This window comes from Actinomycetospora termitidis, from assembly GCF_030286555.1.
In the GTDB taxonomy this organism is placed as follows: Bacteria; Actinomycetota; Actinomycetes; order Mycobacteriales; family Pseudonocardiaceae; genus Actinomycetospora; species Actinomycetospora termitidis.
In genome coordinates, this window is sequence record NZ_JASVWF010000001.1 from 1,265,202 (window position 1) to 1,276,983 (window position 11,782).

An 11,782-nucleotide genomic window follows, 5' to 3' on the forward strand; every position below is an offset into this window, starting at 1 on the left:
GACTGATCGAGTGTGATCTCACGCACCGCACACGCGGAACCGACCGTCCGTAGGGGTAAGCGCCTGCCATGACGGCTCGTGTACCGGTTCAGGCATGCTCGCGCCCATGAGGCGCCTGCCCCGTTCCAGCCGGTCGGACAGTGTCACCGGAGGGGGAGTGCCTCTCCGTCTCCTCTCCGGCGTCCTCGCCGGGGCCGCCGGGACGGCCGCGATGACGATCACCGGGCGGCTCCATCGGGAGCTGTACGCCCGGCGCCGGGGCGTGGCGCCGTCGGAGATCACCGAGATCCTCGACTACGACGACAGCGACCACGTGGTCGTCGCGGCGTCCAGGCTGTTGCAGGCGGTGTCCGGGCGGGCACCGGAGTCCTCCGGCGCCCGGCGAGCCCTGTTCTGGCTCGTGCACTGGGGATACGGGTCCGCGGTGGGTGTGGCCCACGCCGAGCTGCGGCACCGCCTCGGGGAGCCCACGGCAGGCATCGCCTTCTTCCTCGGCTGCCAGACGATGGCGCTCTCGCTGTTCCCGGTCCTCGGCGGCACCCCGGCCCCGTGGCGCTGGACGCCCCGACTGATGACGACGAGCCTCGCCCAGCACGTGGTCTACGCCGGGGCGGTCGCGGGCGCCGACGCCGCGCTCGCCCGGGGATGAGCGCCGACCACGACCTCGCCCCGCCCCCGCGGGACCACGTCGTCGTGTGCGGCCTCGGCGGCCTGGGCTGGCGGATCGTCGAGCAGCTCCACCACCGGGGTGAGCCGGTCGTCGTGGTCGACCGCGCCCCAGACCCGGCCCGGGTCCGGGTCCTCGCCGACCGCGGGGTCGCCGTCGTCGAGGCGGACGCGACCCTGCCCGGCAGCCTGGAGGTGGCCGGCCTCGCCGGGGCGCGTGCCGTGGTGTGCGTCGAGGACGGCGACGCCGGGGAACTGCGCAACCTCCACGTCGCCCTCCAGGTCCGGGAGCACCGCCCCGGCCTCCGGGTCGTCACCGCCATCGGCAACGCCGCGATCGGGCGGGCCGTGGCCGACGACCCGGGACCCGGATCGGTGCTCGACGTCGCCGACCTCGTCACGCCGGCCCTCGTCGAAGCGTGCCTGCGCAGCCCGGTGCACGCCCTCGACGTCGCCGGGAGCCGGTTCGTCGCCGTCGCGACGACCGCGCCCGCCCCGGGCACCCTGCGGTCGCTCTACGGCGACCTGGCGCCGCTCGCGGTCACCGACTCCTCCGGCGCCGTGCACGTCTGCCCGAGCCGCGACCACCCCGTGGGGGCGGGCGAGGCGGTGACGTTGCTCGGCACCGGCGAGGAGATCGCCGCCGCCGCCGTCGACACCGGGCCTCCGTCCGCCCCGCGCCGTCGCGCGCCGACCACCCGGCGCGGCGGCGGGTACGACCCGGACGCGGCCCGGGGTCGTGCCGGTCCCACGACCCGGACGCTGGCCGTCCTGACGGCGCTCGGCCGGGAGTCCGACCGCGGCCTGCGGTGGGCCCTCGTGGCGCTCCTCGGGCTGCTCGTGGTGTCGACGGCGGTGATCTCGCTCGGCTACCGCTACCCCGACGGCACCCACATGGCCGTCGTCGACGCGCTGTACTTCACGGTGGAGTCCGTCGCCACGGTCGGCTTCGGCGACTTCAGCTTCGCCGACCAGCACGTCTGGCTGCGGCTGTGGGCGGTCTTCCTCATGCTCGCCGGGATCGTCACCACCGCGATCCCGATCGCCTTCTTCACCGACATGCTGATCAGCCGACGGCTCTCCGCGACCGCGGGACGACGGGCCGCGTCGGCGGCGGTGGGCCACGTGGTCATCGTCGGCCTGGGGGCGGTCGGTGTGTCGGTGCTGGAGGCGCTGGCCGCCCGCGGCCGCGACGTCGTGGTCGTGGAGGCCGACCCGCGCAACCGGCACCTGCCGCGCGCCCGCACGCTGGGCGTGCCGGTGGTGTTCGGGGACGCGACCACCCCGGCGGTCCTGCGCGACGCCCGCGTGCCGCAGGCCGCGGCGGTGGCCGTGCTCACCAGCGACGACATGGCCAACATCGAGACCGGGCTCGCCGTGCGCGACGTGCTCGCCGCCCGGTGGGACGACGTGCCCGTGGTGCTGCGGCTCTTCGACCGCGAGCTGGGCCGCACGGTCGCCGCCCGGTTCGGGTTCGGGGCGGTCCGGTCGATCGACGAGCTCGCCGCGCCGTGGTTCGTCGGTGCCGCGCTCGGGCTGGACGTGCTCGGCACCTTCCCGGTGCACGGGCACGCCTTCCTGCTGGGGCGGCTGCGGGTGGAGCCGGGCAGCGGCCTCGACGGGCTCGCGATGCGCGACCTCTCCCTCCGGACGCGGGTGATCGCCCTGCGCCGGGCCGCCGCCGACGACCCGGCGCGCCACGACGCCCCGCTCGAGCACCCGCCCCGGCGGGACACCCGCTTCGCCGCCGGTGACCAGGTGTTCCTGGTCGGGCCGGACTCCGAGCTGCTCGAGGTCCTCACCCGGTCCCGGACCGAGGCCCCTGACGTGCGGAGTCCGGGCGGGACATGATGGGTGGCGTGACCGCGACGATCCTGGACGGCAAGGCCACCCTCGCGACGATCAGCGCCGAGCTCGCGGAGCGCGTCGCGAAGCTCACCGCGGACGGACGGACACCCGGCCTCGGCACGGTGCTGGTCGGCGACGACCCCGGGTCGCAGTCCTACGTCCGCGCGAAGCACCGGGACTGCGCCAAGGTCGGGATCGAGTCGATCCGCCGCGACCTGCCCGCGGACGCCACCCAGGCCGACGTCGAGCGGGCCGTCGACGAGCTGAACGCCGACCCGGCGTGCACCGGCTACATCGTGCAGCTGCCCCTGCCGAAGGGCGTCGACGCGAACGCGGTGCTCGAGCGGATCGACCCGGACAAGGACGCCGACGGGCTGCACCCGACCAACCTCGGCCGCCTCGTGCTGAACGAGCCGGCGCCGCTGCCGTGCACGCCGCGCGGCATCGTCGAGCTGCTCCGCCGCTACGAGGTGCCGCTGGACGGGGCGAAGGTCACGGTGCTCGGCCGCGGCCTGACCGTGGGCCGGCCCCTGGGCCTGCTGCTCACGCGTCGGTCGGAGAACGCGACGGTCACCCTGTGCCACACCGGCACCCGCGACCTGGCGGCCGAGACCCGGGCCGCCGACGTGATCGTCGCGGCCGCCGGAGTCCCCGGCATCATCACCGCGGACATGGTCAAGCCGGGCGCGGCCGTCCTCGACGTCGGCGTCTCGCGCGGCCCGGACGGGATCCTGGGCGACGTGGCGGAGGACGTCCGGGAGGTCGCGGGCTTCGTCGCCCCGAACCCGGGCGGGGTCGGCCCGATGACGCGCGCGATGCTGCTCACCAACGTGGTCGAGCGTGCGGAGGCGGGAGGCTGACGGCGATGACGGAGCCGGAGCGCCCGGACGGGCCCGACCCGGCGTCGGGAACGACGACGGACGTCGAGGATGCGGATTCCCTGCCACTGGATGACAGCAACGACGCGCTGCCACACGAGGGTCCCCGGCACGCCCGCCCGCCCCGCACCGTCGGCGACTACGCCCGCGCGCTGCTGCACCGGCTGCGCGCGCAGGCGGCGCTCGCGTCGGTGCTGGCGGTGCTGGTCGTCGGGTTCGTCCGGATCGCGCTGCAGCACTGGCGGGACGGCACGACGATCGTCGGGATCGCCCTGCTCCTCGCGGCCGTGCTGCGGGTGGCCCTGCCCGACCGCACCGTCGGCCTGCTCGCCGTCCGGCCGCGCCGCACGGACGTGCTCACCTACGCACTGTTCGGGGCCGTGGTGATCCTGCTCTCGCTCACGATCACCGGCGGACCCCTGACCGTCCGCTGACGGCCCCCCGACGGGGTGACCCGTGCGACCCGCCACGGCCGGTCGCGCGGAGTGTCACGTTGATAGCGTGCGGGAAGTGGGAGCGCACGGGGCCGTGCCGGACCGGACGGCCGTCGGAAGCGCGATCCCGAGTGAGTCCGTGCGGCGCCGTCACCCGGCGCGAGAGGAGAGCCCGCAGACGTGGCGAAGATCAAGGTGGAGGGCACCGTCGTCGAGCTGGACGGCGACGAGATGACCCGGATCATCTGGCAGTTCATCAAGGACAAGCTGATCCACCCGTACCTCGAGATCGACCTCGAGTACTACGACCTCGGGATCGAGTATCGCGACCAGACCGACGACCAGGTCACGGTGGACGCGGCGAACGCGATCAAGAAGCACGGCGTCGGCGTGAAGTGCGCGACGATCACGCCGGACGAGGCGCGGGTCGAGGAGTTCGGCCTCAAGCGGATGTACCGCTCGCCCAACGGCACCATCCGCAACATCCTCGGCGGCACGATCTTCCGCGAGCCGATCGTCTGTTCCAACATCCCGCGCTACGTCCCGCACTGGACGAAGCCGATCGTCGTCGGCCGCCACGCCCACGGCGACCAGTACCTGGCCCAGGACTTCAAGGTCCCCGGCCCGGGCACCGTCACCATCACCTACACCCCCGACGGTGGCGGCGAGCCGATGGAGTTCCAGGTCGCGAAGTTCCCCGAGGACGGGGGCGTCGCGCTGGGCATGTACAACTTCAAGAACTCGATCGTCGACTTCGCCCGCGCCTCGCTGCGCTACGGCCTGGACCGCGGCTTCCCGGTCTACATGTCGACGAAGAACACCATCCTCAAGGCGTACGACGGCATGTTCCGCGACACCTTCGAGGAGATCTTCGAGTCGGAGTTCAAGGCCGACTTCGAGAAGGCCGGGCTCACCTACGAGCACCGCCTGATCGACGACATGGTCGCCGCCGCCATCAAGTGGGAGGGCGGCTACGTCTGGGCCTGCAAGAACTACGACGGCGACGTCGAGTCCGACATCGTCGCGCAGGGCTTCGGCTCGCTCGGCCTCATGACCTCGGTCCTCATGACGCCCGACGGCACCGTCGAGGCCGAGGCCGCCCACGGCACGGTGACCCGGCACTTCCGCCAGCACCAGCAGGGCAAGGAGACCTCGACCAACCCGATCGCGTCGATCTTCGCGTGGTCGCGGGGTCTGGCCCAGCGCGGCCGGCTCGACTCCAACGACGAGCTGGTCGACTTCGCCGAGAAGCTCGAGCAGGTCTGCATCTCGACCGTCGAGGACGGCAAGATGACCAAGGACCTGGCGCTGCTGATCGGCAAGGACGCGCCGTACCTCAACACCCAGGACTTCCTCGACGCGATCGACGAGGGCCTGCAGAAGGCGATGGCCTGAGCCGTTCGGCCCAGCCCCCCTCTGAACGAACGGCACTCTCGCGCTCATAGAAGCTGCGAGGGTGCCGTTCGTTCGTTCCGGGGCACCCGGCCTGCGACACTCCGCGCGTGATCGATCCGGACGCCCCGACCCGGGGCCGCGTCATCGGCGACGGACTGTCCTGGACCGCCCGGTGGAGCTGGCGGTTCCTCGCCGTGGCCGCCGCGCTGGTCGTCGTCGGGCTGGTGATCGGCCAGCTGTGGTCGATCGTGTTCCCGGTCCTGCTCGGGCTCATCATCGCGACGGTCATCGAGCCGCCGGTGGCCTGGCTGCGGGCCCGCGGCACCCCCTCGACGCTCGCGGCGCTGCTCGTCGTCCTCGCCGGTCTCGGGGTGCTCGGCGGGGTCGTGGCGCTGCTCGCGCCCTCCGTCGCCGGGCAGGCCCCGCAGATCGCGCAGGGCGCCGCCGGCGGGCTCCAGCAGATCCAGCAGTGGGTGCAGGGGCCGCCGCTGAACCTCGGCGCGAGCCAGATCGGGAACTACCTCGACCTCGCCGTCCAGCGGCTCCAGCAGAGCGCCGCGCAGATCGCGGGCGGCGTGGTCACCGGCATCACCGCGGTCGCGAACGGCGTCATCAACGGTGTCCTCGCGATCATCCTCGCGTTCCTCTTCGTCAAGGACGGCCCGAAGTTCCTGCCCTGGCTCCGCCGGCGGACCGGGCCGACGGCCGGCGAGCACCTCGAGCAGGTCGGCCGCCGCGCGTGGGCGCGGCTCGGCGGGTTCATCCGCTCGCAGGCCGTGATCGGGCTCGTCGACGCCGTCTTCATCGGGGTCGGCCTGGTGATCTTCGGCGTCCCACTGGCGCTCCCGCTCGCCGTCCTGACCTTCTTCGGCGCCTTCATCCCGATCATCGGCGCGTTCGTGGCCGGTGCCCTCGCGGTCCTGATCGCCCTCGTGGTGCAGGGACCGACCGTCGCGATCGGGGTGCTGATCCTCATCCTCGCGGTGCAGCAGATCGAGGGGAACCTGCTCCAACCCCTGGTCCAGGGCAAGGGCCTGGGACTGAACTCGGCGGTCGTCATCCTCGCGGTGACCGGCGGCAGCAGCCTGTTCGGGATCGCCGGCGCCTTCTTCGCCGTGCCGGTCGCCGCGGTCGGTGCGGAGATCTTCCGTTACCTCGACCAGCAGGTCGCCCGCCGCACCGGTGAGCCCGACCCGGAGCCCGACGACGGCGCGGCACGGCCGGGTCCGGACGGTCCCGATCGGGAGGACACCGTCGCGGAGGGGGACGCGCCGGACGCGTGATCCCCGCCGGGGCATCCCGATCGGGGGATGCCCCCTGCTCGTTTCGGGTACGCGACGCCCGCCCGCGGACCCCCGGACGCGCGGGTGGGAGAGGACGCGACCGTGACGCAGGAGATCCCGGTCCCGCCCGGGCCGGCGAGGCCGGCGGGCCGGAGCAGCCGTGGGCGGCTCATCGGCGACGGGCTCGCGTGGACCGCGCAGTGGAGCGGCCGGCTGGTGCTCACCGCCCTCGGCGTCGTCCTGGTGGGCCTGGTCATCGGGGAGCTGTGGTCGGTGGTCCTGCCGGTGCTGCTCGGGCTGATCATCGCGACGGTGCTCGAGCCGCCCGCGACCTGGCTGCGCCAGCACCGGGTCCCGCCTCTGCTCGCCGCGATCATCGTCGTCGTGGGAGCCCTCGCGATCGTCGGCGGCATCATCACCGCGATCGCGCCGCAGGTGGCGAGCCAGATCCCGGAGCTGGTCCAGAGCGCGACCGGTGGGGTGGAGGACGTCCAGACCTGGCTGTCCGAGACGTTCGGGCTCGGACAGTCCCAGATCGGCCAGGCGGTCCAGGCCGGGGTCGACCAGCTGCAGAACTCGGCGACCGCGATCGCCGGGACCCTGGTCACCGGCCTGACCACCGTCGCGAACGGCCTGATCGACCTGGTCCTCGCGCTCGTCCTGGCGTTCCTGTTCGTCAAGGACGGCTACCGCTTCCTGCCGTGGCTGCGCGGCCAGGTCGGGACGGGGGCCGGCGGGCACTTCGCCGCGGTCGGCGGCCGCGCGTGGGACCGCCTCGGCGGCTTCATCCGCTCCCAGGCGATCATCGGGTTCGTCGACGCCGCCTGCATCGGCATCGGCCTGGTGATCCTCGGGGTGCCGCTCGCCCTGCCGCTCGCCGTGCTGACGTTCTTCGGCGCGTTCATCCCGATCGTCGGCGCGCTCACGGCGGGAGCGCTGTCCGTGCTGATCGCCCTGGTCAGCAACGGCGTGACCAACGCGCTGATCGTGCTGCTGCTCATCCTCGCGGTGCAGCAGATCGAGGGGAACCTGCTGCAGCCGCTGGTGCAGGGCAAGGGCCTGGGGCTGCACGCCGCCGTCGTCATCCTCGCCGTGACCGGGGGCAGCAGCCTGGCCGGCGTCGTCGGGGCGTTCCTCGCGGTCCCGGTCGTGGCCGTGACCGCGGAGATCTTCCGCTACCTCAACGAGCAGATCGACGCCCGCGCCCGCAGCGACGACGAGCACCCCACGCAGGCCCCACGGCCGACGGACGCCGAGCTGCTGGCCTCGTCACGGCCGCGCCCGGCCGGGAACGGCCGGTTCGCCCGGTGGCGTCGCCGCCGGCAGGAGGCCGCCGGCGCGGCGCCCGACGAGACGGTGGCCGCCGAGGACGCGACGAACCCGGTCCGCGGCGACGGCCGGTCCGGCGAGGGAGCCGCTGCGACGAACGGGTGACCGACCGCGGTCGTCACCCCCCGGCAACATCCGTCGCCTTCACTGGCGCCCCACGACCGCCGCCGTCGCCGCCGGCTCTCCTCCCGCCCGACCTACCCGGGGAGCTGATCGGCAGTGGGCATCGTCCTGGGCACGAACCAGTACGGCAAGGCGGAGGTCCGCCTGGTCCACGTGGACCGCTCGACCCCGCAGCACGTCATCACCGACGTCAACGTCACCAGCCAGCTGTTCGGCGACTTCACCGAGACCCATCTGACGGGGGCGAACGGGGCGGTCATCGCGACCGACACGCAGAAGAACACCGTCTACGCCCTCGCCCGGACCGGCGGGATCCCCTCGATCGAGGAGTTCGCGCTGCGCATGGCGCGCAACTTCGTCGACAAGTACGACCAGGTGACCGGCTCCCGCCAGGAGATCGAGCAGTACTCGTGGGGGCGGATCGAGACGAGCGCCGACGGCCCGCACGACCACGCGTTCGTGCGGTCGGGCACCGAGACGCGCACCGTCGTCGTCACCAAGCGCGGAGCCGCCGAGACCGTCATCTCCGGGCTCGAGGACCTCGTCGTGCTCAAGAGCACCGGCAGCGAGTTCTGGGGCTTCCCGGACGTCGAGTACACCTCGCTGCGCGAGACCACCGACCGCATCCTCGCCACCCAGGTCGCGGCCCGGTGGCGCTACGGCGGGGTCGACGTCGACTGGGACAAGTCGTTCACCGCGGTTCGCCAGACGATGCTTGACCTCTTCGCCGGCACGCACAGCTACTCGATGCAGCAGACCCTCTACACGATGGGGCAGGGCGTCCTCGAGGCCCACCCGGAGATCGCCGAAATCCGCTTCTCGATGCCGAACAAGCACCACTTCCTGGTCGACCTGTCGATGTGGGGCCTCGACAACCCCAACGAGGTCTGGTTCGCCGCCGACCGCCCCTACGGGCTGATCGAGGCGGCCGTGACCCGGGACGACGTCCCCGCCGACGAGGCCGCCTGGGCGGGGATCGCGGGGTTCTGCTGATGAGCACCGAGAGCCCCAGCGAGCCGACCACCGGAACCGACGTCGACGTCCCCGGGCCGCGGCACGCGGCCGACGACACCGTCCGGCCCGAGGACGAGCGCGCGAGCGTCGGGAAGGCGGGCCTCTACGGCCTGCAGCACATCCTCGCGATGTACGCCGGGGTCGTCTCGCCGCCGATCATCATCGGCGGTGCGCTCGGGCTCGGCACCGCGGAGCAGGCCGTGCTCGTCACCGCCGCGCTGTTCGTTTCCGGGCTCGGCACCCTCCTCCAGTCGCTCGGCATCGGGCCGGCCGGGCGCAGCTGGATCGGCGCGCAGCTGCCGCTGGTGCAGGGGGTGTCGTTCGCCGCGGTCGGCACCATGACCGCCGTCGCCGCCGACGCCTCGATCGGCAGCCCGGAGGCGCGGCTCGCCACGATCTTCGGTGCGGTGATCGTGGCCGGCGTCGTCGGCTTCGTCATCGCCCCGCTGTTCGCCTCCCTGGTGCGCTACTTCCCGCCGGTGGTCACCGGCACCGTCATCACCGTCATCGGCCTGTCGCTGTTCCCGGTGGCCCTGCGCTGGATCCGGGGCAACGAGACGATCACGGTGAACGGGGCGCGGGTGCCGAACCCGGCCTACGGCTCGGCCACCAGCCTCGCCCTCGGCGCGCTGACCCTGCTGGTGACGTTGCTGGCGGCCCGGTTCGCGCCCGGCTTCTGGTCCCGCATGGCGGTGCTGCTGGGGCTGGTGTTCGGGACCCTGCTGGCCACCGTGCTCGGCCTGGTGAACTGGGGCCGGGTCGCCCAGGGCCCGATCGTCGGCTTCCCCACCCCGTTCGCGTTCGGGGCGCCGCTGTTCTCGATCGGCGTGATCGTCTCCATGACGATCGTGATCCTGGTGATCATGGCCGAGACGACGGCGGACATCCTCGCCGTGGGCGAGATCCTCGGCACGAGGACCGACCGGAAGCGGATCGCGGCCGGCCTGCGCGCCGACATGGGGGCGACGGCGATCTCCCCGGTGTTCAACGGGTTCCCGATCTCCGCCTTCGCCCAGAACGTCGGCATGGTCGCGATCACCGGCATCCGGTCCCGGTACGTGGTCGCGGCCGGCGGCGGGATCCTCGTCCTGCTCGGCCTGCTGCCGGTGCTCGGGCGGGTGATGAACGCGATCCCGCTGCCCGTCCTCGGCGGCGCCGGGATCGTGCTGTTCGGCAGCGTCGCGGCGGCGGGCATCCGCACGTTGTCCCGCGTCGAGTTCACGAACTCGAACATCCTGATCGTGGCCGCGTCCATCGGCCTCGGCATCGTGCCGATCACGGTGCCGGAGGTCTACGACCACATCCCCGAGTGGCTCGGCCACATCGTCGAGTCGGGCATCAGCGCCGCCGCGATCACCGCGGTCGTCCTGAACCTGGTGTTCAACGGACGGGGGTCGCCGGAGGAGGCGCCCGCCCACTGACGCTCTAGGGTCGGGCGCCGATGCCCCCCGACCTCACCGTGCGCGCCCGCCGGGTCGTGCTGCCCGACGGGACCGCACCCGCCGTCGTGACGATCACGGACGGCCGGATCGCCGCGGTGGACGCCTACGGGGCCTCCGTCGACGGGCCGGTCGTCGACCTCGGTGCCGACGAGGTGCTCCTGCCCGGCCTCGTCGACACGCACGTGCACGGGAGCTGCGCGGGCCCGACGACGAGCGCGGTGGCCGCCGCGGGCGGCGTCACCACCCTCGTCGAGATGCCCCTGCACGCGGACCCGCCGACCGTGGACCCGGACGCGCTGGCGGCGAGGCGGGCGGCGGCGCGTGGCGAGGTCGCCGTGGACGTCGGGTTCTGGGGCGCGGCGGTCCCGGTGCGGGGCGGGCTCCCCGACCCCGCGGGCCGCGTCGACGCCGGTCGTCTGACGGCGCTGGCGCAGGCCGGCGTGCGCGGCTTCGCCTGCGTGCTCACCGACACCGGCGTGCCGGGGTTCCCGCCGGTGGGCCACGAGGACCTGGAGACCGCCGCCGCCACCTGTGCCTCCCTCGGCCTCCCGCTGCTCGTGCACGCCGAGGACGACGGCGTCCTCTCCGACGCCCCGCCCGCGGGGCCGGACCTCCGCTCGTTCCTCGCCTCCCGACCGCCCGGTGCGGAGACGACCGCCGTGCTGCGCCTCGCCACCCTCGCGTCCCGGACCGGCGCCCACGTCCACGTCCTGCACGTCTCGGCGTTCGAGGCCGCCGAGGAGATCGGGGCGGCCCGGCACGCGGGCGTGCCGCTGACGGCGGAGACCTGCCCGCACCACCTCGCGCTCGCCTCCGAGACGCTGCCCGGCACCGTCGGGAAGTCCCTGCCCCCGGTGCGCTCGGAGTCCAACCGCGAGCTGCTGTGGGGCGCGCTCGGCGCGGGACGCCTCGACGCGGTCGTGTCCGACCACTCGGTCCGCCCGCCGGAGCCCGCCGACCGCGGGTTCGACGCCGCGTACGCCGGGATGCCCTCGCTCGGGATCACGCTGCCCCTGGTCTGGTCGGGTGCCGCCGCGCGTGGGCACACCCTCGACGACGTCGTCGGCTGGATGGCGGCCGCACCCGCCCGGCTCGCGGGCCTGCCGGCCAAGGGGGCGATCGAGGTCGGACGCGACGCCGACCTCGTGGTCCTCGCGCCGGACGAGGTCGCCGAGGTCGACCCCGGGGTCCCCGGCGGCTCGCCCTACGCCGGGCTGGCGCTGCGCGGCGTGGTGCGCCGGGTGTGGCTGCGGGGGACCGAGGCCCCGGCCGCGGGCGGGGGCGCGCTGCTCTGACGCGGTCGACCCGCGGTCGTCACACGGCGGCCCTACAGTGTCGGTCCGGGCAGCGCCGCTCGCCACGATGTCCAG

Annotated in this window: 10 protein-coding genes; all 10 read left to right on the plus strand. The window is 73.7% G+C overall.

What is annotated here, in order from left to right:
- The first annotated feature begins 157 nt into the window (after positions 1-157).
- Positions 158-649, plus strand: coding sequence for a hypothetical protein (locus tag QRT03_RS06275; RefSeq protein ID WP_286051628.1), 492 nt, complete (start codon positions 158-160; stop codon positions 647-649).
- Entirely contained in the window at positions 646-2,517 is a 1,872-nt protein-coding gene (locus QRT03_RS06280; protein ID WP_286051629.1) for an NAD-binding protein, read from the plus strand. Before QRT03_RS06275 ends, QRT03_RS06280 begins: the two co-directional genes overlap by 4 nt.
- Positions 2,518-2,525: 8 nt before the next feature.
- Positions 2,526-3,374, plus strand: a complete 849-nt coding sequence (locus tag QRT03_RS06285; protein WP_286051630.1) for a bifunctional methylenetetrahydrofolate dehydrogenase/methenyltetrahydrofolate cyclohydrolase — start codon at positions 2,526-2,528, stop codon at positions 3,372-3,374.
- Positions 3,375-3,379: 5 nt separating this feature from the next.
- The gene (locus QRT03_RS06290) at positions 3,380-3,826 is read left to right on the plus strand and encodes a DUF3017 domain-containing protein (RefSeq protein WP_286051631.1); all 447 of its coding nucleotides are present in this window, start codon (positions 3,380-3,382) and stop codon (positions 3,824-3,826) included.
- Between the two features lie 180 nt (positions 3,827-4,006).
- Positions 4,007-5,221 (plus strand): NADP-dependent isocitrate dehydrogenase, encoded by a 1,215-nt coding sequence (locus QRT03_RS06295; RefSeq protein WP_286051632.1) that lies wholly within the window; start codon positions 4,007-4,009, stop codon positions 5,219-5,221.
- 107 nt (positions 5,222-5,328) lie between these two features.
- A complete protein-coding gene (locus QRT03_RS06300; protein WP_286051633.1) occupies positions 5,329-6,504 on the plus strand; it encodes an AI-2E family transporter in 1,176 nt (391 codons plus the stop codon).
- A gap of 102 nt (positions 6,505-6,606) precedes the next feature.
- Positions 6,607-7,938 carry an AI-2E family transporter gene (locus tag QRT03_RS06305; protein ID WP_286051634.1) on the plus strand — a complete coding sequence of 444 codons (1,332 nt, stop codon included), beginning with the start codon at positions 6,607-6,609 and terminating at the stop codon, positions 7,936-7,938.
- A 114-nt stretch (positions 7,939-8,052) separates the two neighbouring features.
- Positions 8,053-8,949 (plus strand): factor-independent urate hydroxylase, encoded by an 897-nt coding sequence (pucL, locus tag QRT03_RS06310; protein ID WP_286051635.1) that lies wholly within the window; start codon positions 8,053-8,055, stop codon positions 8,947-8,949.
- Positions 8,949-10,391: a nucleobase:cation symporter-2 family protein gene (locus tag QRT03_RS06315; protein ID WP_286051636.1), complete on the plus strand. Its 1,443-nt coding sequence runs from the start codon at positions 8,949-8,951 to the stop codon at positions 10,389-10,391. Before pucL ends, QRT03_RS06315 begins: the two co-directional genes overlap by 1 nt.
- Before the next feature lie 20 nt (positions 10,392-10,411).
- Positions 10,412-11,707, plus strand: a complete 1,296-nt coding sequence (locus QRT03_RS06320; RefSeq protein WP_286051637.1) for an amidohydrolase family protein — start codon at positions 10,412-10,414, stop codon at positions 11,705-11,707.
- Positions 11,708-11,782 lie beyond the last annotated feature (75 nt).

Bases quoted from the DNA above. Each gene is read 5' to 3' on its own strand.
- QRT03_RS06315 (WP_286051636.1), top strand. From the start codon at position 8,949: ATGAGCACCGAGAGCCCCAGCGAGCCGACCACCGGAACCGACGTCGAC.
- QRT03_RS06280 (WP_286051629.1), top strand. From the start codon at position 646: ATGAGCGCCGACCACGACCTCGCCCCGCCCCCGCGGGACCACGTCGTC.
- QRT03_RS06290 (WP_286051631.1), top strand. From the start codon at position 3,380: ATGACGGAGCCGGAGCGCCCGGACGGGCCCGACCCGGCGTCGGGAACG.
- QRT03_RS06320 (WP_286051637.1), top strand. From the start codon at position 10,412: ATGCCCCCCGACCTCACCGTGCGCGCCCGCCGGGTCGTGCTGCCCGAC.